Origin of the sequence: Synechococcus sp. CS-1329, from assembly GCF_025128055.1 — a bacterium.
In the GTDB taxonomy this organism is placed as follows: Bacteria; Cyanobacteriota; Cyanobacteriia; order PCC-6307; family Cyanobiaceae; genus Regnicoccus_A.
The window spans coordinates 31,465-53,331 of sequence record NZ_JAHLYS010000038.1 but is presented as its reverse complement, the minus strand read 5'-3'; the positions used below and the strand labels follow the sequence as shown (position 1 = coordinate 53,331).

The window sequence follows — 21,867 nt, the reverse complement described above, 5'->3', positions numbered from 1 at the left end:
GCTCAGCCGAGAAACCGCAGGACAAGAGCCAGCAGGGCGGTACTGAGCAACCCCAGGGAGGCCAGCAAACGCACGAGCGGCCCGATCGACAGGCCCAGAGTGGACATGAAGAAAATTGGAAGAAGTGGACACCGCTGTTTTAACGCCGCTCGGTGGGGCGAGCGGTGTTGATGGCCACGTTTCGTTGCCACACGTTGGAATGACCACAGCTCAAGACCACCGGCTGACGCCTCGTTGCTCAGCGCACGTGGCGGGCCCCATCCACCGGGTGATAGGCCTCTCCGGTGGTTTCCTCGTAGACGATCGCCGGCAGGCCTGTCTCAAACATCGTTTGCAGAGCCTCCTTGAGGTAGGGGTTCCAGCCGCCGGTGCTCACCTTGCCGTGACGCACGGTCCAGTCCCAGGTGCCCTGCAGATCGCGGGGAATGCGACCTTCGCGGTCACGGCGGGCCACCAGATCCTGCGACTCCACCAGTCCCACCAGGATGGGATCCTTGCCGTAGGCGGGGGTGAGACTCAGCTCGAGGCGAACCGGATCGTCTTTGGTCAGGTGAAGGCGGAAGCGGGGCGGCAGTTTCAGGCCGCGCAGCACTGCCGCCACGATGCGGGTTTTCTGATCCAATTCTCGGCCTCCGCCAGAACTCGGGTTCGCCCACCGGTTGTACCAGCCGGCAGGGTCGCCCCAAGATATGCAGGTGGCGGATCAGTCGTGTTGGGCCGGCAGCTTGGGGAGATCGTTGTCTCCCCCGAAACGCACGGTGAGCAGATCCTCTGAAGTGATCTGCCCATCGGCATCAAGCAACTCAGGGTGGATGGTGAGCCTGCCGGTGCGATCCCCCTTGGTCTCGGGTTCATTGGCGAAGTCCGGAGCCATGGGGGGCGAGCTGCCGAGATCGCCAGCTCGGGGCACAGCTGAAAATCCCTTGGCCATCACCTTGAAGGCCTGCCAGAGCAGCACCAACATGCAAGCGCCATAGACGATCGGGAAGATCTGGGACAACAGTGGTGTCATCGGCGGCTCGGCGGTGCTGGAAAAATCCGGCTCACTTCACCATCATTGCCTGGATGAGGCACCTTGGGCGAGCTTCCAGGCCCAAAGGCTGCTGCAGGCAGCACCAAAAGCTAGAAACAGCAACAGAAAAGAACTGGTATCCATGGATCGGTTACAAATCTTTGTTAAGCCTAGGCGGTTGCTGGCCCACCTGCAGCCAGATCCCCGCCGCACTTCGTCACACCTTGGCGGCTGACCGCCCTTACGTGCAGCCCGCCACTGCCGTTACGGTCCAAAAACCCCTGTGCTCCCCTGACGTGATGACGATGATCTCCCTCTGGCATCGATCTCTGCGTCCTGTGTTGCCCCTCGCCCTGTTGCTGGGGGCTCCGCTGCTGCCGGCTGGATCTCTGCCGGCTTTGGCCAGGCCCTCGGTTGCGGCACCCTCCCTCTCGCGCCAGTCGTTCGTGGCCGATGCGGTGCGCCGCTCAGGACCGGCCGTGGTCACGATCGACACCGAGCGCACCGTGATCCGCCCTGGCAGTGGCGGACTGCCACCGGGAATGATGCTGGATCCCTTCTTCCGCCGTTTCTTTCCCCAGGCCCAGCAGCCCACGCAGCGCACCGAGCGGGGCCAGGGCAGCGGTGTGATCTTCCAGGCCGATGGCCTGATTCTCACCAACGCCCACGTGGTTGAGAAAACCGACCGGGTCTTTGTGGGGCTCAAGGATGGTCGGCGCACGGAGGGCAAGGTGATCGGCCTCGACAACGTCACCGATCTGGCCCTGGTGCGGCTGATGGAGCCAGGCCCCTGGCCGGTGGCTCCTCTGGGCAACTCCGATGCTCTGCAGGTGGGTGACTGGGCGATTGCCGTGGGGAATCCCTTTGGTCTCGACAACACCGTGACCATGGGCATCATCAGCAACCTGAATCGCAATGTGGCCAAGCTGGGGATCACCGACAAGCGGCTGGATCTGATTCAGACCGATGCAGCGATCAATCCCGGCAACTCCGGTGGCCCCCTGCTCAATGCCGACGGCGAGGTGGTGGGGATCAACACCCTGGTGCGATCCGGCCCAGGGGCCGGCCTGGGCTTCGCCATTCCGATCAATCGAGCCCGGGAGATCGCCACCCAGTTGCTGGCTACGGGCCGGGTCAGCCATCCGATGATCGGCGTGGGGCTCGACAACCTGCCCTCCGAGCTGAGACGGAGCTTGAACGGCGGAGCGCTGGTGCGTTCGGTGATGCCTGGTGGCCCGGCCTCAAGGGCCGGGCTTCGCAGTGGCGACGTGATCGTGGCGGCGGCTGGCAAGCCGGTGGCCGGTCCGTCGGAAATGGTGGCGGCTGTGGAGGCCAATGGTGTGGGGCGACCGCTGGCGCTCCAGGTGGTGCGTGGCGGAAGCCAGGTTCAACTGGAAGTGGTGCCCACCGGGATGGAGATCAGTGGTGAACGGGCCCGGTAGGCCTTGGTCAAGGCTGATCGCCTGTGGGGAGGAGGGGAGCCATGGACTCCCCCCTGCGCAGTGCCCGCAGACGTTCCGGACTCAGAGAACATCCATCGAGCCGTTGACGTCTGGCCTGGAGTCGCTGTCACGGGAGGTGCCAGCGGTGGACCTGGTCGGACCACCGAACTGGCTGGGGGTTCCCAGCTGCTGGCGCATGATCCATTCCGTGGCTGCTTTCTGGGTGTGCCAGGCCTGCAGCAACTGCTTGGCCAGGCCACGCAGCGACTGGGTGTCTCCAGTGGAATCGATCATGCGGGTCATGCGCTCCAGCTCAAACTTTTGGCCGAGGCTGAGGGCGAGCGGTTCGGACATACGAGGCATCGCGACGGGGCAGTGAAGCCACGCCGATGCTACGAAGTGTTTCGGGTGCTCGCGTAGCGAGCGCCACAGACTTACCGATTTTTTGTCAGGGTCTGCCCATGGCGCCTCGATCAGTGGTGTTCCCGGAGCTCCTCCACGCAATGGGTGATGCACTCGCCGTCGTCGAGGGAGCAGGTGGTGATGCACTCGAAGTAGCTCTCCACCGAATCACCGTTGTCGTCATGGCTGAGGCTGGCGCCTGTGGCCACCACCGCCAGGCCCGCAACGGTCTGGGGAGAGCCTGCGCCGGTTTGGTTGGCAAGGGGCTGGCCGAAGGAATGGGTCATGTGCCGGACCTGAGAATGGGGATATGGTCAGGATATGGAGATCATTCCTGCGGGTCCAGACAATTGAGTCTTCTTGCCTACTCAAGGATGAAGTTGTCTGTGCTTGCTTGAGAGATTCTGCTGATTCACTGCCCAGAGAGCTTCTGGGGGTTCAGCTGCCGCCCCGGGTGCGGCGTGACTGGTTTTTGTCTTTCTGCTTCTGGCGGTTGGCCAGCTGCCGGGCCTGCTTCTGCTGGTCCTGCTGAGCGAGCAGTGCGGCTTCGGCCTCCTCGGCTTTCTTCTCCAGGTAATAGGCGTAGTCGCCCTGATAGAGCACCAGGTCGCCGTCGCGGAGTTCCACGATGCGGTTGGCCACCTGGGCGATGAAATAGCGGTCGTGGGAGACGATCAGCGCGGCCCCGTCGTAGTCCTTGAGGGCCGACTCCAGCATCTGCTTGGCGGGAATGTCCAGGTGGTTGGTGGGCTCGTCGAGCACCAGCAGGTTGCAGGGTGTGAGCAGCATCAGCGCCAGGGCCAGGCGGGCTTTCTCGCCGCCGCTGAGCTGGCCCACCGCTTTGAACACGTCGTCATTGCTGAAGCCGAAGTTGCCCAGCAGCGAGCGCACCTGGGTCTGGGTCCAGTCGGGCACGGCCTCGAACAGGGTGTCGACGACGCTGCGCTCGAGATTGAGGGCCTCGGCCTGGTTCTGCTCGAAGTAGCCCGCCTCCACGTTGTGCTCCCCCAGGCCGGCCTGGCCCGCGTCGGCGGCCTCCAGCCCCATCACCAGCCGCAGCAGGGTGGATTTGCCGGCTCCGTTCGGGCCGACGAAGGCGATGCGATCTCCCCGCTCCACCTCCAGATGGGCGCCGAGAAAAAGGATCTTGTCGCCGTAGCTGTGGGTGAGGTCGTCGATCAGGGCCACCTGGCGCCCCGAACGCGGAGCCGGAGGGAACTGAAAGCGGGGGCCTGAGAGGCCCTCCAGCGGGGCCTCGATCCGCTCCACTTTGTCCAGCAGCTTCTCGCGGCTCTTGGCCTGGGTGCTGCGGGTGGCGCTGGCCCGGAAGCGGTCGATGTAGGCCTGCTGGCTGGCGAGATCCTTCTGCTGGCGATCGAAAGCGGCCTGGCTGGCCTCCCGCTCCAGGGCCTTCTGCTCCAGGTGCTGGCTGTAGTTGCCCAGGTAGGTGCGCGAGACGCCCCGCTCCGTTTCAACGATCAGGTTGCAGACCCGATCGAGGAAAGCGCGGTCGTGGCTGACCACCACCATCGGCACCTCCTGCTGCAGCAGATACCCCTCCAGCCACTGAATGGTTTCCACATCCAGGTGGTTGGTGGGTTCATCGAGCAGCAGCAGATCCGGATCCTGCAGCAGGATCTTGCCCAGGGCGATGCGCATCTGCCAGCCCCCGGAGTAAGCCCCCACTGGCTCTTCGGCCCCCTCCGGCGTGAAGCCGAGGGTGGGCAGCAGTTTGTCGATGCGGGCATCGAGCTCATAGCCGTGCAGGGCTTCGAAGCGGCTGTGCAGCCGCCCCAGTTCGTGGATCAGCTCATCGAGGTGGTGAGGGTCGGTGGCCGCCTGATCACTGGCCATCTCATGCTCCACCTGGTGCTGGCGGATCAGCACGTCGGCGGCCTCACCGAAGGCCTGGAACAGTTCCTCGCGCACGCTGCGCTCCAGATCCACATCGAATTCCTGGCGCAGATAGACGATGCGGGGGTTCCCCTGGCGCACCACCTGGCCCGAGCTGGGTTCCTCCAGGCCGGCGATCAGCCGCAACTGGGTGGATTTACCCGCTCCATTGACGCCCACCAGACCGACCCGGTCCCCCGCCTTGACCTCCCAGGTGACATCCCGCAGCACCTCGCCGGTGGGATAGATCTTTGAGACACGTTCCAGACGGAGCACGGTTTGGGCGGATCGGCGGTGAAACGTCATCATCCCCGCTGGCCCTGTTCAGCTGCGGGGCAGACTGCAGACCGTCCTGAGCCAGCGGCCGTGATGGTGAAACGTCTGGAGCAGGTGGCGGCGCTTGTGGTGGCTGCCGGCCTGGCGATCGTCAGCTACTGGCTGTTCTTCAGCTGGGCTCAAGGTGGGCGGGAGCTGCGCCAGCCCCAGGCCCAGCCGAGCCAGGCTGAGCCATCCGCCGCGTCCCGGCGGCAGGGCCTGCCCTGAGTGCAGTCAGAGAGGCCTCTTCTGAATCAGCGCCTGGGGCCGAGAGAGACCGAGAGCGGCCCGAGCAGGGCTCCTGCCTGGATCAGAGACCGCCGCGGGCCTTGATCAGCCACTGCTTGCTGTCGAGATCGTCGAGGGAGGCCAGATGCTCTCGAACCGAGGCCTCGGTGACCGGGAGGTTGAACTCGACTCCCATGGCGATGATCCGCTCGATCGTGCCTTTGGGGTCCTGCAGCGCCTGACGGAACAGGGACTGGGTGAGGGCTTCATCGCAGCGGATGCGCTCGTAGAGAGCGGCGGTATTGGCCGCGGCGGCCGGTTCGGGCGGGTGCTCGGTCATGGGTACAGGCCTGGCGGGTGCAGCCGGAACTCTCTGGTGGGCACCCTATGGCCACTCCGCAACCGGGTCCAGCCTTTGGTGGCTGTTGTTGGCTGGCTCATCACCACGACCGGCGCCGGCTCAGGCTGCTGGCGTAGCCCCAGAGATGACTGATCAGGTTCAAGGGGATGTAGAAGAACGGCCTGAGGCTCAGCTCGATCAGGGCGCCCGGCACCGAGACCTCCGAACGGCCGAAGGCCCGCCGGTAAACCTCCAGCGACAGGCCCGTGAGCAGCAGCCCCACCAGGGCGGAGATCAGGGCCAGCAGGCCAAGGCCCCCCAGCCCACCGGCGGGTGGGCGGGCCAGCAGGGCCAGACCGGCCAGAAACCAGGCCAGCGGGTAGAGAAAGCTGGCCACGGTGTAGGTGTTGTGGCTCAGGTAAAGCAGCCCCAGCACGCCGTAGCGGCGGTTCCCCACCATCGGGCGATAGCGGATCAGGGTTTCCAGGAACCCACCGGCCCAGCGCCGCCGCTGGCGCAGAAACACCCCCATGCGGCCGGGGGCTTCCGTGCGCACGGCCAGGGCCGGCTCCACCCTGACCCGGCAGGGCTCGCCGCGGTCGCGGCGGTGGCGCTGCAACCGGTAGATGATTTCGTAGTCCTCGACCCAGCTGGAGGGATCGAAGCCGCCGATGTCGAGCAGGGTCTGGCGGCGGAAGGCCGAGCAGGCCCCGGAGATGATCAAGGTGGCGTCCCACTGGCTCCAGGCCAGGCGCCAGAGATGGTTGCGGGCGTATTCATAGCGCTGGAAGCCGGCGAACAGCCGACCCTGCAGGTTGGCAGGACAGCGGGGCAGCAGCGTGCCGCTCACCGCATCGAGGCCCGGTTCCAGGGCGAACCGGTGCTCCAGGGCGGCGAGGGCGCCGGGCAGCAGTTCGGTGTCGGCATCGAGGATCAGCACCACCTCAGCGGTGCTGATGGCAACGCCCTGGTTGATCGAGTCCCCTTTGCCGCCGTGCTCCTTGGTCAGCAGCTGCAGGCTGGGATGGCTGCTGGAGCGACGCAGCCGCCCCTGACCCCCAAGGCCATAACCCTCGGCCAGTCGCACCAGGGTGTCATCGCTGGAGCCGTCATCGCAGACGATCACCTCACTGGGCTGGGGGCTCTGGGCCAGCACGCTATCCAGGGTGGCGCCCAGGGAAGCGGCCTCATTCCAGGCCGGAATGACCACGGCGATTGTTGGTGCCGCCGCAGCGGCCACGGCTCCCGCTGAGCTGCGTAGCCGCTGCAGGCCGCTGCGGGCCAGCAGCAGGATGCCAGCGGCCTGGAGGGTGTCGTAGAGCACCACCAGCAGCGACAACGCCAGGAAAAGATCGAGCCAGCTCAACAGGCCTGCCGCCAGAATCCCAGCCGGAATCAGCCAGGAGAGGCTCATCAGGACCACAAACAATCCCGCTGGTTCCCGTGGGGAGATGGCCCTTTGTCCTGGTCTTGGCATGCTGCCGCGGAACCCTTGGCCAGGAGGGGAACCAGGCTAGGGACACCATCAGGCGGCCTGGGGCGGCTCCACTGATTCAACGGGCTCAGGGCCGCAGGAGGCACTCTCCAGACTGCGGGCCTCCAGGCAGAGCAGTTGGCGCAACTGGGCGTAGTTGGCGGCCAGGGGTTGGCGCCCCTCCTGCAGGGCGTTGAACTCAGCGCGTTGCAGGACGTGATGGAGATGGGTGAGCAGGTAGGTGCTGATCACCGCTGAAACCTCCACATCACTGGAGCCGGCTCCTCGAGCACCGGGCACCCCTGGGGAGGCCGATCGCTCTTTGCTGCGTCGGGGATTCGGGGGCTGTCCCGCCTCCGATTGGACCGCGCTTTTGGGCATGGCTCTGGCTCGGAGCGCTTCAATCTTAGTGCCGGATAGTATCCGTTGGGAACTCTGTACACTGGTGTGTAACGCGTGGGATCTGTTCCGCTGTGGCCACTCGCCAGACCTCCACGAGCGGCCGCCCCAAGTCACCCCGCATTCAGGTGGTGCTGCCGGAAGAGCTCTGTGATCGTCTCACCGCCGCCGCCGAAGCCGAGTCGCGCACGGTCAGCAACATGGCCAAGGTGCTGATTCAAAGAGGGCTCGAGAGCCTTGAGCAAGCCGTGTCGCCTCCGTCTGGCGTGGCGGAGAAGCGCCTTCGCCGCGAAGCACGGCCCACCGAGCGCACCGAGCGCTTCCGCGAGGTGCTGGAACGCCAGGAGCGCAGGGAGCCCCGCCGGCTGCGGGGCCTGCCACGCCGTCTGCGCCTGCCCCGCTCCTGAGTCGGCCCCAGCAGGCTCAGCGGCTGGGATCAGTTCTGACCCCCATCACCGCCGCCAGGCGAGCCCCGGTGACCGAGGGAAGACAGCCGGCGTGGCCATGCTGCTGCCACCAGGCGAACAGGGCAAAGCCCAGGGCCTCGCGGGCGGCCTCATCGAGGCCCAGCTCCGCCAGTGGCCGCACCCACAGCCCCCTGCAGCGGCGTCTGAGCTGATCCATCAGCATCCCGTTGCGAGCTCCGCCTCCAGCGACCACCAACTCCAGCGGCCGCGGCCCATGGCGCAGATCGGCCGCCACCACCGCCGCACTGAAGGCTGTGAGCGTGGCCAGGGCATCGGCGGGCTCCAGGGGTCCTGCAGCGGCGCCTGCCCGCTGTTCCAGCTGCTGCAGGCGCCGCTCCAGATCCGGCAGGCCGAAATCCTCGCGGCCGGTGGACTTCGGCGGCGGCTGCTGGAAGTAGGGCTCCCGCAACCACGCCTGGATCAGGTCCTCGTGCACCACGCCCCGGCTGGCCCAGGCACCGTCCTCGTCGTAGCTGAGGCGGCCCTGACTGAAACGACTCACCGCCAGGTCGATCAGGCTGTTGGCCGGGCCGCAGTCCCAGCCGCGCACTGGCCGATGGCGTTCCGGCCCCCGGGCCGGTGGCAGCAGGCTGAGGTTGGCGATGCCTCCGAGGTTCAGCACGGCCCGCCAGCCCCCGATCGGCTCCAGCAGGGCCGCATCGGCCGCAGGCACCAGCGGGGCACCCTGGCCCCCCAGGGCCAGATCGTGGGCGCGCAGATCGAACACCACCGGCCGTTCCAGCAGCTGCGCCAGCAGCGGTCCCTGCAACAGCTGCCAGCTGGCGCCGCGCCGATTCGCCTGGGGGGGGCGGTGCCAGATGGTCTGGCCGTGGCAGCCCACCAGCTGGGCCCGGCCGCCTGGGTCGCAGCGGCGGGCGCACTCGGCCTGGGCTTCGCTGACAGCTTCGGCCAGATCCAGCAACGTGGCGGCCGCCAGGGGCTCTCCCTGCCCCACCGCGATCAGCCGGGCGCGCAGATCACTGGGATAGGGAGTGAAGCAGTGGTTCAGCACCCTCCAGCGGGGATGGGCCAGTGGGGGCTGGAAGCTGGCCAGCACCGCGTCCACCCCATCGGCGCTGGTGCCACTCATCAGCCCAAGCACCAGCTGGGGCCGTCCCGGAAGGCTCACAGCTGGGGCAGGCCTTCGAGCGCCTGAACCGTTCCCATCACCACCAGCAGATCCCCTTCGCTGAGCACGTGGGAGGCCGGGGGGTTCACCGAGAGGCGGTTCTCCGGGCCGGCCGCCAGCACACTCACCTCATAGTTCTTGCGCAGGTTCAGATCGCGCAGGGAGCGGCCGATGAAGGCCTGGGGCACCTTGATCTCCTCGATGCTGTTGCGATCATCGAGTCTGAGCCGCTCCAGCAGGTTGGGGCGCACCAGCTGACGGGCCAGCTGCTCCCCCTGCATGCGCGAGGGGAAGACCACCTTGTCGGCTCCCACCCGGCGCAGCATCTTCTCGTGCAGGTCGTTGGTGGCCCGGGCGATCACCTGCTTCACCTTGCTGCCCTCACTGTCCTTGACGATCAAGGTGGCGGTGATGCTGGCGGCGATCGGTTCGCTGATGCCCACCACCACCGTGGTGAGATCGAGCACGCCCGCCTCGCGCAGGGCCTCCTCATCGGTGCAATCGAGGGCGCGGGCCTCGATGGCCGGGTCCACCTGGCGCAGGGCATCGATGGCCCGCTGCTCTTTATCGATCGCCAGCACCTCGGCGCCGCAGCGCACCAGTTCCTTGCAGACGGCGGTGCCGAAACGACCCACCCCGATCACCGCAAAACTGTCCGGTGCGGCCGTTCCGGCTCCCTGCCAGCGCCACCAGTTGGTCATCGAGGTTCAGCTGCATGCGGCGCCATTCTGTGGCCAGCGCCCTCCGGCTGCCGCTCGGCTCGGCTCCTGGCTGCGCTCGGGCAAAAAAAATCCCACCTGAGGCGGGAGTGAAGGGGCCAAGGCGGCGGGAGCCGGGCCGATCAGGCCGGCTGGAGGCTCACTTGTTCGGCTGGGGGGTCATGCGCAGGTAGGGCTTGATCTCGGTCACACCCTTGGGGAATTTGACGCGGGCATCCTCGGTGGCGATCGAGGGCACCACCACGCAGTCTTCGCCGTCTTTCCAGTTCACCGGGGTGGCCACCTGGTGGTGGTCGGTGAGCTGCAGGGAATCGATCACCCGCAGGATTTCAGTGAAATTGCGGCCGGTGCTGGCGGGATAGGTGATCTGCAGGCGCAGCTTCTTGCTGGGATCGATGATGAAGACCGAGCGCACCGTCAGGTTGTTGAGGGCCTTCGGATGGATCATCCCGTAGAGATCGCTGACCGTCTTGTCGGAATCGGCCAGGATTGGATAGTCAACGACGGTGCACTGGGTTTCGTTGATGTCGGAGATCCAGCCCTTGTGGCTTTCGGCCGAATCCACGCTCAGGGCGATCGTTTTGACGTTGCGCTTCTCCCACTCGGGGCGCAGGCGTGAGACCTCGCCCAGCTCAGTGGTGCAGACCGGGGTGTAGTCGGCGGGGTGGGAGAAGAGCACGACCCAGCTCTCGCCTGCAAAGTCGTAGAGGTTGATCGGACCCAGCTGAGACTCCTGGGTGAAATCGGGAACGGTGTCGCCGAGTTGCAGCGTCATGGAAAAAAACGTGTGGGGGGGGAGAAGGAATGGGGGGTGGCGGGAAGGGGCTCCCTTCCGCTGCCGCATGCCGGACCTGGTTCAGGTTAGGCACTGAAGGGCCTAGATCCCGAACTTCCGGCAGATCAACCAGGGGACCAGCAGGGTCATGGTCATGGTGAGTGGCACGCCATAGCGGGCCACATCCAGGAAGCGGTAGCGACCGGGGCCGAAGACCATCAGGTTGGTCTGATAGCCCACCGGGCTGAGGAAGCTCTGGCTGGCTCCGAACAGCACGGCGAAGATGAAGCCCATGGGCTCCTGGCCCAGCCCCTCGGCCAGCTGGGCGGCGATCGGGATCAGCAGCGCCACGGTGGCGGCGTTGCTCATCACCTCGGTGAGCAGGGTGGTGAACAGGAACACCGCCACCAGTGCCCAGAACACGGGCCAACCTTGGACCAGCAACAACATCGCCTTGGCGATGGCCGTGGCCAGGCCCGTTTTCTCCAGGGCCACACTGAAGCTGGCCAGGGAGCCCAGCAGCAGGATCACATCCAGGCGGATCGAGCGCTGCAGATCCCCAGGCCTAAGGCAGCCGCTGGCCACCATCGCCACGGTCCCCAGCAACACCGAGGCCACCAGCGGCAGCAGCTTGAGACTGGGCAACAGGATCACCAGCACGGCGATCACCAGGGCGATGCCCTTGCGGCCGGCATAGGCCAGATCCTTTTCCAGCTGCTCCAGCACCACCAGGTCGTTGCTGGCCTGCAGGCCCCGGATCGCATCCCTGGGCGCCTGCAGCAGGAGCACGTCGCCGTCGCGCAGCACCACCCGCCCCAGGCGCTCGCGCAGCACCGCATTGCCACGGCGCAGGGCGAGCACGGTGGCGTTGTAGCGCTGGCGGAAACGCAGATCCCGCAGGGTCTCACCGGGCAGGGTGGAGCCTGAAGGCAGCAGCACCTCCACGGTCAGCTGGCTGGCGGGATCAACGGCCTCAACTTCGCCGTCGTCGAGCTTGGCCGGCGCCAGGGTGACCGTGCGCTCCTGTTGCAGCCGCAGCAGCTCCTCGCGGTTGCACCGCAGCAGCAAACGATCGCCTTCCGCCAGCGAGAGGTCGGCCAGGGGGGGCAGGAAGCGCTCGTTGCCGCGGTGCAGCTCCAGCACGTCAAGGTCGAAGCGCCGCTGCAGGCGGCTGTTGTGGAGCGATTGGCCCAGCAGCTCCGAGTGCCTGGGGATCAGCACCTCGGTGAGGTAGCCGCTGCGGGACATTCCGGCGATCAGGCTGCTGTCGTCGACCCCACGGTTAGGCAGGAAGCGGTCGGCCAGAACCACCATCAACGTTCCCCCCACCAGCCAGACCCCCAGGCCGATGCCGGTGAAGCTGAAGAGGTCGAACTCGCCGTAGCCGAGCTTCTTGCTCACGTCGCTGGCCAGCAGATTCACCGAACTGCCCAGCAGTGTCAGGGTGCCCCCCAGCACCGTGGCGAAGGAGAGCGGCAGCAGCACCTTTGAAGGGGCGATCCTGTGGCGGTGGCACCAGCCCTCGATCACCGGCAGCAGCGTGGCCACGATCGGGGTGTTGGGAATGAAGCCCGAGACCGGGCCCACCACCGCCACCATCAAGGTGATCATGCGCTTGGGACTGCGCACCGCATTCGAGCCGATCACGGCCCGCAGGCGATCCATGGCGCCGGAGCGGAACAGGCCAGCCGAAAGAGCGAACAGGCCCATCAGGGTGACCAGGGCCGTGCTGCCGAAGCCCTCCACGGCCTCGGCTGGTTTGAGCACCCCGGTGGCCATCAGCAGACCCGCCGCCAGCAGGCCGGTGAGCTCAGGAGCGAGCCAGCCGCTGATGAACAGCACGATCGCCAGGGCCAGCACCAACAGGGTGATCAGGGCCTGGGGCTGGAGGGCGGCCTGGAGCAGGTCGTCCATGGACGTAATCCCTACGTGGATTGCGGCCAATCATGCAGCAGCTCGCGCAGGTGCTGCAACCCCAGCTCTTCCGTTGCGGAAATGAACACCGCATCGGCCTCCAGCGCCCTGGCCTGATCCAGGGCGCCGGCCGGGCAACGATCGATCTGGTTCGCCACCAGGCGCCGGGGGGCGTGGCTGCCGAGGGAATCGAGAATCGTATGAACCGTGCTGAGCTGCACCGGCCAGGCCGGATCAGCCAGGTCCACCACGATCAACAGGCCGTCGGCCTCCAGGGTTTCCTCCAGGGTGGAGCGGAAGGCCTCCACCAGTGCCGGCGGTAACTGGCGGATGAAGCCCACCGTGTCGGTGAGCAGCAGGCGCCGCACCGCTCCGCTGCCATCGGGCAGCTCCAGCCGACGGGTGGTGGGATCGAGGGTGGCGAATAGCTTGTTCTCCGCCAGCACTTCCTCCCCGGCCACCGGCTTGGTCAGGGCGTTGAGCAGTGAGCTCTTGCCCGCATTGGTGTAACCCACCAGGGCCAGCCGCTTTAGCCCACCCCGGCCCTGGCGCAGTCGAGCCCGGTGCTCCCCCAGCCGTTCCACGTCGCGCTGCAGCCGCTCGATCCGGCGGGCAATGGTGCGCCTGTCCTTCTCCAGCTGGGTCTCCCCGGGCCCGCGGGTGCCGATACCACCCCCCTGGCGCGAGAGGCTCAGGCCGCGGCCGCTCAGCCGGGGCAGGCGGTAGCGCAGCTGGGCCAGTTCCACCTGCAGGCGCCCGGCACTGCTGGCGGCCCGCTGGGCAAAAATATCGAGGATCAGCTCGCTGCGATCGCTCACCGGCAGGTCCAGCAGTCGCTCCAGGTTGCGGACCTGCAACGGCGTCAGCTCCCGATCCGTCACCACGAGAGTGGCCTCGAGCCGGCGGGCCTCCAGGGCCGCTTCCCGCAGCTTGCCTTCGCCCCAGATGGTGTGAGCGGCGGCCTGCTGACGCTTCTGGCGCACCACCCCCACCGGTAGCCCACCGGCGCTGCGCACCAGCCCTTCGAGCTCGGCGATATCGCGCTGGCTCTCGCCCTCATCGCTGCCCACCAGAGCCAGCAGCATCACCCTCTCCGGCCCTTCCCGCGCCTGGTTGCTCGCCTCACCTCTGTCCAGGTCGGTGGCCTCGGCGGGGTTGATCCCCGGATCACAGAGGTCGGCGAGCTCGCCCTCCAGCCGGCAGCTCCAGGGCTGAACCTCGTCGCGGCTGAGCCCATAGACGGCGGCCGGCCAGCGACCGCCGGCGCGGGCACGGTCGCTGAAGCGCAGCCAGAACAGGGGCTGCAGATCCATGCCCACCAGCGCATCGCTGCCGATGGGATCGAGGGACTGACCCCGGCCGATGCAGCTGAGCAGCCGCAGGTCGTGGCCCTGACGACGCTCCGAACCGGGCAGGCGCTCGATCAGCCGGCCCGATTGCTCCAGGGGACCCACCCAGAGCAGGCGGCAGAGGCCGCGGCCATCCACCACCAGGCTGAGGGGGAGCTCCAGCTCCCTGGCCTCCGCCGCCAGGCGCTGCAGCCCCAGCAGGTCGGCGCCGCCCTGCTCAGGGTGACGGCGTTGGGCCAGACGCTCCAGCCGCCGTTTCTGAGCGGGCCGCAGCCCTGTGACGCGGCCGGCAAGGACAGACTGTTTCAACGGCGCTGGATCAGAACGCAGCTGATCCTGGCCGCCCGGGCACCCGCCACATCCTCGGGACTGTCGCCCACATGCCAGACCTGCTCGGGACCGAGCCCCAGGCCGTCCAGGGCCAGCTGGAAGGGCAACGGGCTGGGTTTGGCGGCACCGGCCGCACTGGAGACCACCACCAGCTCCAGCAGCTGAGCCAGGCCGAGGGCCTCCAGCAGTCTGTGCAGGCGCTGATCGAAGTTGCTCACCACCGCCAGGCGCAGACCCGCTCCATGCCAGCGGCCCATCGGGCCGATCACATCGGGATACACCTGCCAGAGATCCGGCTCGGCAAAGCGCTCGAACAGCTCGATGGGCAGCTGCGGGGGCCAGTCCAGCTCGGCCAGCTGGTCGCCGGCTGAGCGAAAGGTGTCCTCGATGCGCTGGCCCCACCACTGCTGCTCGGCCGCCAGCAGTTCCGGGCCCTGCAGGCCTGGAAAGGCCAGGGGCGGAGCCTGATGCAGCACGGCGGGGAAGGCCCGGTCAATCGCTGCTGGCTCCACGATCACGCCGTGCCCCCGGGCCACCTCCGCGTAGGTGTGGCCCACCGAGCGGCGCAGACCGATCAGTGTTCCCATCGCATCCAGCAGCAGAGCGGCAGGGGGATCCGAGTTCAGGGGCGGCCTCATCGAGGCGAGCGCAGGGGGCTGCCGAGATCGCTCAACCAGCCCGCCGCCACCCTGAGCTGGTGCGGCAGGCCAGGCAGCCTCGAGAGGTAGGTGAGCTGGCGGATGCGGTAGGCGGCGGGTCCGGCCAGGGTCAGGCCCAGCCCGGTGAGGCTGGCCTCGCCGATGCCCAGGCTGATCATCTCGCCCAGGTCATTCCAGTGGAATGGCTGCAAGGGCTCACCCTCAAGGGAGCGCAACAGATTGTCCGCCAGACAGTCGGCCTGCTGGAAGGCCACCTGGGCCGTGGCCGCCAGGGCGGCCCCATCGGCATCAGCGCTGTGGGCCACATCACCGAGCGCAAACACTCCAGGGGTCTGCTCCAGCTCCAGGCTTGGCTCACACAGCAGGCGCCCCCGGCCATCGAGGAGGGCGGCCGGGGTGATCGGCGGTGGGGCCACCGTCACCCCGGCGGTCCAGATCACCCCATCCACCGGCAGGGTTTCGTGGCTGCCGTCCTGCTGGCCGGCTGTGAGGGCCAGCTCCAGGCGGCCGGGCTCCAGGCCCAGCACTTTGGTGTGGGTGCGCAGACGGATGTCACGGCGCAGCAGGGCCGAACGGGCCTGCTCGCGGTTGAAGGCACGGGCCTGGGGCAGCAGGTCGGCGCCCTGCTCGATCAGCTCGATCACCGTGCTGCCCCCAAGCAGATCGGCCAGCTTGCAGGCCAGCTCCACCCCGCTTGGTCCGGCCCCCACCAGCGCCAGTCGCTGCAGGGGCCTGGGCCGGCTGCGCAGATGCTTCACCAGCTCCTGCAGGCGCTCCACGTCGGCAAGGCTGCGGAAGGGAATGGCCAGCTCCTCGACCCCGGGAATGCCGTAGCTGGTGCCGCGGCTGCCGGTGGCGATCACCAGCCGGGAGTAGGTCAGCTCGCGGCCCTGCTCGGTGGACACGCAGCTGGCCGTGGCATCGACATGGGTGATGCGATCCCGCAGCCAGGCCACGCCGCGGCTGGCCAGCAGGGTGTCGTAGCGGGGGGCCACTTCCCACCCGCGCAGTTCCCCGGAGAGCAGCTCATAGAGCAGGGGCAGGAACAGGAAGCGCTCCTGGGGCTCCACCAGCAGGATCGGCGGGTGATGACGGCGGGAGGCCAGGGCCAAGGCGGTGTAGAGGCCGCCGAAGCCGCCGCCGGCGATCAGCACCGGCCGGGTGGGGCCGGGGGGCTGTGGGGAGGTGTTGTCCGGGTGCTTGCTGGGCTCCTCCATGGGCGAAAGGGCGTGCCGTCTGGGGTTGATCAAACCCTAACCAGCAGTGTTGCCCCGGAGGAGATGATGGACGCCATGACCAGCCTCACCACGACGCCACTGCCGACGGACCGGCTCGGCCGCACCGTCGAGCCAGAGCCGGCCCGGCGTCTGCTGGAGCCCCTCGATGCCGCCGGGAAACTGGCCTGGGGATATGAAACCTTCGGTGAGGGATTCGCGCTCACCACCAGTTTCGGGATCCAGTCGGCGGTGCTGCTGCACATGGCCAGCCGGCTCAGTGAGCGCATCCCCGTGCTCTGGGTGGACACCGGCTACCTGCCCCCAGAGACCTATCTCTATGCCGACAGGCTCTGCACGGCCTTGAACCTCAATCTCAAGGTGGTGCAGGCCGATCTCTCTGCGGCCCGGATGGAGGCGCTCTACGGCCGCCTCTGGGAGAGCGGCCGGGTGGAGGACCTGCAGACCTACCACCGCCTGCGCAAGGTGGAACCCCTCGACCGGCTTTTCCAGCAGCTGGGGGTGCACTGCTGGGCCAGTGGTGTGCGCGGCGGCCAGACCGATCACCGCGGGGCCATGGCCCCCCTCGATGGGGTGCGGGGGCGCTGGTCGCTGCGACCCCTGCTCTCCTGGGATCCGCGTCAGGTCTTCTATTACATGGAGAACCATGCCCTGCCCCAGCACCCATTGTTTGAGCAGGGGTATTCGAGCGTGGGTGACTGGCATTCCAGTCGTCCCGACGACGGTGACGGCCGCGCCAGCCGTTTCGGCGGGCTGAAGCAGGAATGTGGCATCCACCTGCCGGGAGTGATGGGCGAGGGCATCTGAGTCGTGGCGGCTGGCGACCTCTGGTTGCTGATCGGCAACAGCCGCTGGCACTGGGCCGAGGCGATCGGTCACGCCGGCGCCGGCAGCGGATCTGCCGTGGATTCCGCTTCAGTGCCCCTGCGCTTCAGCCACAGCCCACCTTCGCCTGACCCAGGCGGCCTGGCCTGGAGCCGGCTGCGGGCCTGGGCGGCCGTGGGCCGGCTGCCGAGCCCGGGAGAACCAGGGTTCGGGCGACTGCAGGCGCTGGAGTCTCGGCGTCTGGGGCTCGGGCGGGTGCCCCTGCTGCAGCTGCCCCCCTGGCTGGGCATCGACCGCGCTCTGGTGGGCTGGCAGGCCTGGTGGCATCAGAGCCAGCGGGGGGGTGGGGCCGTGCTGGTGGCGGATGCGGGCACGGCTCTCAGCCTCACCCGGGTGGCAGCCACCGGGGCTTTCGCGGGGGGGCGACTGCAGCCCGGCGTGAGCCTCCAGCTGCAGTCCCTTGGCCAGTCCACGGCTCTGCTGCCGCTGCTGAAATCAGGCGCTGGGGAATTGATCACCGTCGCCGAGGCCACCGACCCCTGGCTCACCGACCCCTGGCCGATCGAGACCGAGCGGGCGATGCGGGCGGGATGCCTGCTGGGCGTGGCGGCGGCGGTGGCCCAGGCCTGGCGCGACGCCCAGCAGCTGGAGCCCACGGCGCTCTGGCTCACCGGTGGCGATGCTCCAGCACTCTCCCCTCTGCTGCAACAGGAGCAGGTGCCCCACGAACTGGCAGCGGAGCTGGCCTTGGAGGCCCTGGTGACCCTCAGCTCAGAGCCAGGTCCGTGAGGATCTGCTGGGCCATCTCCTCAGATTTGACCTTCCAGTAGATGCGTTCCAGCTTTCCCTCGGGATCGACCACGAAGGTGTGCCGCATCATGCCCATGTACTCCTTGCCCATGAACTTTTTCAGCCCATAGCTTTCATAGGAGGCGGCCACCTCGCAGGGCTCGGGGTCAGTGAGCAAGGTGAAGGGCAGCTCATATTTAGCGATGAACTTGGTGTGGCTGCCGGCCTGGTCCTTGCTGATGCCCAGCACTTTGATGCCGTGCTGCTCGAAGCTGGCCCACTGATCGCGGAACCCACAGGCTTCCTTGGTGCAGCCCGGCGTGTCGTCCTTGGGATAAAAATAAAGAACCACCCGTGCTCCCCGCAGATCAGCCAGCGACACGGGAATGCCGTTCTGATCGGGAAGGGTGAATGAGGGGGCCGTATCTCCGATCTGAAGTGTCATGAACCAGGTACTGCCGTACAAGCTTTGCTTTGGCGGAGCCTAAGTCGCCGGTAGGCTCAAGGTGTCCTCCCCAAGCCCGATGGCTCTTGCGTTTCGCCTCGGCCTGTCCACCCTGCTGGCGCTCATCGGCGTCGCTGGTCTGGTGCAGCTGAGCCTGCAGCCGCCCCTGGCCAGCCGCCCGGGGGACTCTGTCTCCGTCGTGTTGGCTGATCTTGAGGCCCAGGAAGCCCTGCTGGATCAGCGTCAACAGGCGACCCTCCTGCTCAATCTCTTCGTGGGTGCCCAGATCACCCGCTACTTCTGGGGGGGCTTCAGTGGCTACCTCGAAGTGCTGGGAATCGAACGCCCGCGCGATATGAAGGCCGAGTTGAAGGTGGAAGACCAACAGAGCGCCCAGCTCAGGCTCATTCCCCGAACGGGCCAGGAAACTTACCTGGCGCGGGTGGAGGCGATTGAAGGCGTACCCCGGGGGGTGGTCTGCCGCGGAGAGGGCACGCCGGGGGCCTTCCCCATCCAGGCTGATCGCCTGGCTTGCCCGCCTGGATGGCGGCCGCTTGGCAGCCTCAGGCGCCTTCGTCCAAGCCCCTGAGCCAAGGCCTGAGGGCTGGTCCAGCCTGAGGGATGTCTCGATTCCCACGGCAAGATGTTGGCAGGTGCAACTCAACTGGTTAGGTTGAAAGAGATGTTCCTTCGCCTCCCCGTGCTGAAGCGTCTTGCCGCTGGCCTCCTTGCTGGAGCCGCTTTCTCAGTCACAGCCCTGCCTGCTTCGGCTGCTGTGGACAACGATCTTCCCGTTCGTTGGAACACCGGTGGTGCCGTGTGGTCCACGAGCCTGGATTCTTTTAAAACCTTCATCGAAACCGGTGATGTGGTCGACCGTGGTCTTGGTGGCGGAATCTCCCGCTCCGGTTGGACCGCCAGCGAAATCCGCACCGGCCTTGCCAAGACCTACAGCGTCGATGTGGTGGGCGTCACCCGCTTCCTCTACTCCGACGCCGGCGTCAAGTTCCTCAAGAACCAGACCCGCAGCTACTTCCCGTACTGGTCGATGAGCACCTACGCGGTCCAGGGCCTGCGTGGCGCCATCATTTCGGACGCCGCCGATGGTTCGATCTCCTCGGCCGGCATCATGGCGGCCCTGCCCACCGACTTCCGCCTGGCGGACACCTGCGGCACCTACGACGGCAAGCAGAACATCTGTGCCGAAGGCAAGTGCCAGGGCGAAGCCCAGTGCACCTCCCTCCTCTCCTGGTACGTCTTCCTGCCGGCCTGCATCCAGGCCAACCAGATGATGGATCCCGTGGCTGAAGTGAGCACCGCGGCCCCCGCGCCCGCCTTCATCCCCCAGAACGAGCCCATCCGCGGCCTCTGGTGACACCAGACCAGCCTGCTGGCTGACCCCAGAAGCGCTTGGACTCAACCCCGGCACTGCCGGGGTTTTTTCATGGGCCCACCCCGCTGCGGCGGGCGATCAGGCGCTGGTGCAGCAGGCGCTGGGGTAGAACCGCCCTCAGTTGTCCCCGGAAACCAGCGTCCAGCCTGGCGATTTCAGCAGGTTTCAGCACGCTCTCCAGTCGGCATCGATAGGCCGCCCCCGGGCCGAACCAGCGCTGGTGGGTGGCCTCGTTCAGCTCCAGGCTCAGCGACTCCTGCCAGCTCTCGTGCTCCACCTGCCAGCCCAGCGCCACCAGCGCTGCGCTGAGATCGCCTGCCTCTGGTGCCGCCGCGAGCCAGTTGCCCTCCATCAGGCTGACGCGTTTCAGCAGCTCAGACCACGTGCCTGAGGGTTTGCCCTCTGCTGCCACTGCTGGGGCCCCAGGCCTGGTGAGCAGCTCCGCCAGGGCTCCGGCGGGCCCCAGCAGCGGCCCACTCAGCAGCAGGCGCCACTGCGCCCTCGAGCTGGCCAGCCGATCCAGCTCCAGCAGCCAGCGTTGCCACAGCTCTGGCGCGACCCTCTGAAAAGGGGAGCGGCCCACCAGCCACTCGAACTGCTCGCCAGGTTCCAGCCCTTCGCCCAGGCTGCCGGGCCGGCTGGAATCCAACCCCAGAATCCGGGGGCTGCTCAGGCTGTCGAGCAGCTGGCTCTGGGCCTGCAGTCGCTGCTGATCCGCTGCAGTGTCCACACAGATCAGCACGCCCCCCTCCGGGCAGTGCTCCAGCGGATCGAGGGCCCAGAGCAGGGAGCGGGCGGCCACAACCAGCGTCCGGTCCTGCCGCCGCCAGTCGGCCCCCTGCCAGAAGCGCTGGCGCAGCTGATCGAGTCGTTCGCCTTCGGCAGCGGCCTGGCGCTGCAGCCAGCGCTCCAGCTGTGCGTCGTCGGGTCCGCTGCTGAGCAGGGGACCATCGTTGGCTTCACCTTCGGCGGCCGCAGCGAGCTGGGCGGCCCGCCGACGCTGCAGCCGGTTTTGCAGGGCCCCCTCCCAGCCGAGGCGACCCGGCAGCCAGAACACCTCCCCCTGCAGGGCGGCTGGCAGGTAGGTCTGGCTCACCCAGTGCTCGGCGTAGGCGTGCGGGTAGCGATAGCCGACTCCATCGCCGAAGGCCGCCCCATCGCGGTTGGCATCGCGCAGGTGCGAGGGCACCTCCTGGCGGTTGCTGGCCCGCACACTCCTGAGGGCATCGAAGAATCCCAGCAGGCTGTTGCTCTTCTCCGCGCCGGCCAGATAGAGGGCGGCCTGGGCCAGGGGATAGAGCCCCTCCGGCAGCCCCACCCGCTCGAAGGCCGCCGCACAGGCTTCCACCACCACGATCGCCTGGGGGTCGGCCAGACCGATGTCTTCGCCGGCGGAGATCAACATGCGCCGGAAGATGAAGCGTGGATTCTCGCCGGCCTCCACCATCCGTGCCAGCCAGAACAGGGCGGCATCAGGATCGGATCCCCGCAGCGACTTGATGAAGGCGCTGATCGTGTCGAAATGGGCATCCCCTTGCTTGTCGTAGAGCACGGCCCGCTGCTGGATCGACTGCTCGGCGATCTCCAGGTCGATCTGGATCACCCCGCTGGCCTCGGCGGCGCTGCTCTCCACCGCCAGCTCCAGCGCATTGAGCAGGCTGCGGGCGTCTCCGCCGGCCACATCCAGCAGGTGATCGGCGGCCTCAGGGCTCAGCTCCACCGCCCGGCCGCCGTAGCCCCGCTCCCCATCGCTGAGGGCCCGCTCCAGCAGCACCCGCAGATCACGGGGCTCCAGCGGCTGCAGGCGGAACAGCCGCGAGCGGCTCACCAGGGCCTTGTTGACCTCGAAGTAGGGATTTTCGGTGGTGGCGCCGATCAGGGTGACGGTGCCGTTCTCCACCCAGGGCAGCAGGGCGTCCTGCTGGGCTGCGTTGAAACGATGCACCTCATCGATGAACAGCAGGGTGCGCAGACCATGGCGCTCCAGCCGCTGACGTGCCGCCTCCACCTCCAGCCGCAGCTCCTTGACCCCGGCCAGCACTGCATTGAGGCTGGTGAAATGGGCACGGGTGCTGCTGGCGATGATGCGCGCCAGGGTGGTCTTGCCCACCCCCGGCGGGCCGTGCAGGATCAGGTTGCCCACCCGGTCGGCGCGGATGGCGCGCCTCAGCAGTCGGCCGGGGCCCAGGATCTCCGCCTGGCCCACGAACTCTTCGAGGCTGCGGGGGCGCAGGCGATCGGCCAAGGGGGCAAGCGCCTGGCGATTGATCTCCCCCTGATGGCTGAACAGGTCGCTCACAAACGGTGGGGCGGTGAGGGGACAATCCTGGGAT

Annotated in this window: 24 protein-coding genes; 7 read left to right on the top strand and 17 right to left on the bottom strand. The window is 67.5% G+C overall.

Annotated elements, in window-relative coordinates:
- Positions 1-238: 238 nt before the first annotated feature.
- Positions 239-622: a hypothetical protein gene (locus tag KQ304_RS09775; protein WP_259736910.1), complete on the bottom strand. Its 384-nt coding sequence runs from the start codon at positions 620-622 to the stop codon at positions 239-241.
- An 81-nt stretch (positions 623-703) separates the two neighbouring features.
- Positions 704-1,012, bottom strand: a complete 309-nt coding sequence (locus tag KQ304_RS09770) for a DUF2973 domain-containing protein (protein WP_259736909.1) — start codon at positions 1,010-1,012, stop codon at positions 704-706.
- A gap of 299 nt (positions 1,013-1,311) precedes the next feature.
- On the opposite strand from KQ304_RS09770, the gene KQ304_RS09765 reads away from it, so the two are divergent.
- Complete coding sequence (locus KQ304_RS09765; RefSeq protein WP_399229048.1) at positions 1,312-2,454, top strand: trypsin-like peptidase domain-containing protein; 1,143 nt, start codon at positions 1,312-1,314, stop codon at positions 2,452-2,454.
- A gap of 81 nt (positions 2,455-2,535) precedes the next feature.
- Here the strand turns inward: KQ304_RS09765 and KQ304_RS09760 are convergent, their stop codons facing one another.
- From KQ304_RS09760 to KQ304_RS09750, 3 genes are all read right to left on the bottom strand, one after another.
- Entirely contained in the window at positions 2,536-2,808 is a 273-nt protein-coding gene (locus tag KQ304_RS09760; RefSeq protein ID WP_259736908.1) for a hypothetical protein, read from the bottom strand.
- A gap of 119 nt (positions 2,809-2,927) precedes the next feature.
- A complete protein-coding gene (locus tag KQ304_RS09755; RefSeq protein ID WP_259736926.1) occupies positions 2,928-3,143 on the bottom strand; it encodes a hypothetical protein in 216 nt (71 codons plus the stop codon).
- Positions 3,144-3,294: 151 nt separating this feature from the next.
- Complete coding sequence (locus KQ304_RS09750; RefSeq protein ID WP_399229043.1) at positions 3,295-5,025, bottom strand: ABC-F family ATP-binding cassette domain-containing protein; 1,731 nt, start codon at positions 5,023-5,025, stop codon at positions 3,295-3,297.
- Between the two features lie 93 nt (positions 5,026-5,118).
- On the opposite strand from KQ304_RS09750, the gene KQ304_RS09745 reads away from it, so the two are divergent.
- Positions 5,119-5,292 (top strand): hypothetical protein, encoded by a 174-nt coding sequence (locus tag KQ304_RS09745; protein WP_259736906.1) that lies wholly within the window; start codon positions 5,119-5,121, stop codon positions 5,290-5,292.
- 82 nt (positions 5,293-5,374) lie between these two features.
- Here the strand turns inward: KQ304_RS09745 and KQ304_RS09740 are convergent, their stop codons facing one another.
- From KQ304_RS09740 to KQ304_RS09730, 3 genes are all read right to left on the bottom strand, one after another.
- On the bottom strand, positions 5,375-5,632 hold the full coding sequence (locus tag KQ304_RS09740; protein ID WP_259736905.1) for a hypothetical protein: 258 nt from the start codon (positions 5,630-5,632) through the stop codon (positions 5,375-5,377).
- Between the two features lie 100 nt (positions 5,633-5,732).
- Positions 5,733-7,046 (bottom strand): glycosyltransferase family 2 protein, encoded by a 1,314-nt coding sequence (locus KQ304_RS09735; RefSeq protein WP_259736904.1) that lies wholly within the window; start codon positions 7,044-7,046, stop codon positions 5,733-5,735.
- Positions 7,047-7,157: 111 nt separating this feature from the next.
- Positions 7,158-7,487: a hypothetical protein gene (locus tag KQ304_RS09730; RefSeq protein ID WP_259736903.1), complete on the bottom strand. Its 330-nt coding sequence runs from the start codon at positions 7,485-7,487 to the stop codon at positions 7,158-7,160.
- 92 nt (positions 7,488-7,579) lie between these two features.
- Between KQ304_RS09730 and KQ304_RS09725 the strand changes: the two genes are divergently transcribed.
- Positions 7,580-7,912 carry a ribbon-helix-helix domain-containing protein gene (locus KQ304_RS09725; protein ID WP_259736902.1) on the top strand — a complete coding sequence of 111 codons (333 nt, stop codon included), beginning with the start codon at positions 7,580-7,582 and terminating at the stop codon, positions 7,910-7,912.
- Between the two features lie 16 nt (positions 7,913-7,928).
- On the opposite strand, the gene KQ304_RS09720 is transcribed toward KQ304_RS09725, so the two are convergent.
- The 7 genes from KQ304_RS09720 to KQ304_RS09690 form a co-directional block, all read right to left on the bottom strand.
- A complete protein-coding gene (locus KQ304_RS09720) occupies positions 7,929-9,101 on the bottom strand; it encodes an anhydro-N-acetylmuramic acid kinase (protein ID WP_399229037.1) in 1,173 nt (390 codons plus the stop codon).
- Positions 9,098-9,802: a TrkA family potassium uptake protein gene (locus KQ304_RS09715; RefSeq protein WP_259736901.1), complete on the bottom strand. Its 705-nt coding sequence runs from the start codon at positions 9,800-9,802 to the stop codon at positions 9,098-9,100. Before KQ304_RS09715 ends, KQ304_RS09720 begins: the two co-directional genes overlap by 4 nt.
- 157 nt (positions 9,803-9,959) lie before the next feature.
- Positions 9,960-10,595: a peroxiredoxin gene (locus KQ304_RS09710; RefSeq protein ID WP_259736900.1), complete on the bottom strand. Its 636-nt coding sequence runs from the start codon at positions 10,593-10,595 to the stop codon at positions 9,960-9,962.
- Positions 10,596-10,697: 102 nt separating this feature from the next.
- Positions 10,698-12,509 (bottom strand): SLC13 family permease, encoded by a 1,812-nt coding sequence (locus tag KQ304_RS09705; RefSeq protein ID WP_259736899.1) that lies wholly within the window; start codon positions 12,507-12,509, stop codon positions 10,698-10,700.
- Between the two features lie 11 nt (positions 12,510-12,520).
- A complete protein-coding gene (hflX, locus tag KQ304_RS09700) occupies positions 12,521-14,167 on the bottom strand; it encodes a GTPase HflX (protein WP_259736898.1) in 1,647 nt (548 codons plus the stop codon).
- Positions 14,164-14,826, bottom strand: coding sequence for an HAD-IA family hydrolase (locus KQ304_RS09695; protein ID WP_259736897.1), 663 nt, complete (start codon positions 14,824-14,826; stop codon positions 14,164-14,166). The genes hflX and KQ304_RS09695 overlap by 4 nt, the downstream gene beginning before the upstream one ends.
- The gene (locus KQ304_RS09690) at positions 14,823-16,064 is read right to left on the bottom strand and encodes an NAD(P)/FAD-dependent oxidoreductase (RefSeq protein WP_259736896.1); all 1,242 of its coding nucleotides are present in this window, start codon (positions 16,062-16,064) and stop codon (positions 14,823-14,825) included. The genes KQ304_RS09695 and KQ304_RS09690 overlap by 4 nt, the downstream gene beginning before the upstream one ends.
- Before the next feature lie 75 nt (positions 16,065-16,139).
- Here KQ304_RS09690 and KQ304_RS09685 point away from each other — a divergent pair, with 75 nt between their 5' ends.
- Complete coding sequence (locus tag KQ304_RS09685) at positions 16,140-16,889, top strand: phosphoadenylyl-sulfate reductase (RefSeq protein ID WP_259736895.1); 750 nt, start codon at positions 16,140-16,142, stop codon at positions 16,887-16,889.
- A 3-nt stretch (positions 16,890-16,892) separates the two neighbouring features.
- Complete coding sequence (locus KQ304_RS09680) at positions 16,893-17,696, top strand: type III pantothenate kinase (RefSeq protein WP_259736894.1); 804 nt, start codon at positions 16,893-16,895, stop codon at positions 17,694-17,696.
- Here the strand turns inward: KQ304_RS09680 and bcp are convergent.
- Positions 17,674-18,141, bottom strand: coding sequence for a thioredoxin-dependent thiol peroxidase (bcp, locus tag KQ304_RS09675; RefSeq protein WP_259736893.1), 468 nt, complete (start codon positions 18,139-18,141; stop codon positions 17,674-17,676). The genes KQ304_RS09680 and bcp overlap by 23 nt on opposite strands.
- 79 nt (positions 18,142-18,220) lie before the next feature.
- Here bcp and KQ304_RS09670 point away from each other — a divergent pair, with 79 nt between their 5' ends.
- Entirely contained in the window at positions 18,221-18,730 is a 510-nt protein-coding gene (locus KQ304_RS09670; protein WP_259736892.1) for a hypothetical protein, read from the top strand.
- Between the two features lie 93 nt (positions 18,731-18,823).
- Entirely contained in the window at positions 18,824-19,516 is a 693-nt protein-coding gene (locus tag KQ304_RS09665; protein WP_259736891.1) for an alpha/beta hydrolase, read from the top strand.
- A 67-nt stretch (positions 19,517-19,583) separates the two neighbouring features.
- Here KQ304_RS09665 and KQ304_RS09660 read toward each other — a convergent pair whose 3' ends face one another.
- A complete protein-coding gene (locus KQ304_RS09660) occupies positions 19,584-21,833 on the bottom strand; it encodes an AAA family ATPase (RefSeq protein ID WP_259736890.1) in 2,250 nt (749 codons plus the stop codon).
- Positions 21,834-21,867 lie beyond the last annotated feature (34 nt).

Bases quoted from the DNA above. Each gene is read 5' to 3' on its own strand.
- KQ304_RS09770 (WP_259736909.1), bottom strand. From the start codon at position 1,012: ATGACACCACTGTTGTCCCAGATCTTCCCGATCGTCTATGGCGCTTGC.
- KQ304_RS09715 (WP_259736901.1), bottom strand. From the start codon at position 9,802: ATGACCAACTGGTGGCGCTGGCAGGGAGCCGGAACGGCCGCACCGGAC.
- KQ304_RS09755 (WP_259736926.1), bottom strand. From the start codon at position 3,143: ATGACCCATTCCTTCGGCCAGCCCCTTGCCAACCAAACCGGCGCAGGC.
- KQ304_RS09685 (WP_259736895.1), top strand. From the start codon at position 16,140: ATGACCAGCCTCACCACGACGCCACTGCCGACGGACCGGCTCGGCCGC.
- bcp (WP_259736893.1), bottom strand. From the start codon at position 18,141: ATGACACTTCAGATCGGAGATACGGCCCCCTCATTCACCCTTCCCGAT.
- KQ304_RS09730 (WP_259736903.1), bottom strand. From the start codon at position 7,487: ATGCCCAAAAGCGCGGTCCAATCGGAGGCGGGACAGCCCCCGAATCCC.
- KQ304_RS09705 (WP_259736899.1), bottom strand. From the start codon at position 12,509: ATGGACGACCTGCTCCAGGCCGCCCTCCAGCCCCAGGCCCTGATCACC.
- KQ304_RS09765 (WP_399229048.1), top strand. From the start codon at position 1,312: ATGACGATGATCTCCCTCTGGCATCGATCTCTGCGTCCTGTGTTGCCC.
- KQ304_RS09710 (WP_259736900.1), bottom strand. From the start codon at position 10,595: ATGACGCTGCAACTCGGCGACACCGTTCCCGATTTCACCCAGGAGTCT.
- KQ304_RS09745 (WP_259736906.1), top strand. From the start codon at position 5,119: ATGGTGAAACGTCTGGAGCAGGTGGCGGCGCTTGTGGTGGCTGCCGGC.
- KQ304_RS09760 (WP_259736908.1), bottom strand. From the start codon at position 2,808: ATGTCCGAACCGCTCGCCCTCAGCCTCGGCCAAAAGTTTGAGCTGGAG.
- KQ304_RS09735 (WP_259736904.1), bottom strand. From the start codon at position 7,046: ATGAGCCTCTCCTGGCTGATTCCGGCTGGGATTCTGGCGGCAGGCCTG.
- KQ304_RS09670 (WP_259736892.1), top strand. From the start codon at position 18,221: ATGGCTCTTGCGTTTCGCCTCGGCCTGTCCACCCTGCTGGCGCTCATC.
- KQ304_RS09665 (WP_259736891.1), top strand. From the start codon at position 18,824: ATGTTCCTTCGCCTCCCCGTGCTGAAGCGTCTTGCCGCTGGCCTCCTT.
- KQ304_RS09695 (WP_259736897.1), bottom strand. From the start codon at position 14,826: ATGAGGCCGCCCCTGAACTCGGATCCCCCTGCCGCTCTGCTGCTGGAT.
- KQ304_RS09740 (WP_259736905.1), bottom strand. From the start codon at position 5,632: ATGACCGAGCACCCGCCCGAACCGGCCGCCGCGGCCAATACCGCCGCT.
- KQ304_RS09690 (WP_259736896.1), bottom strand. From the start codon at position 16,064: ATGGAGGAGCCCAGCAAGCACCCGGACAACACCTCCCCACAGCCCCCC.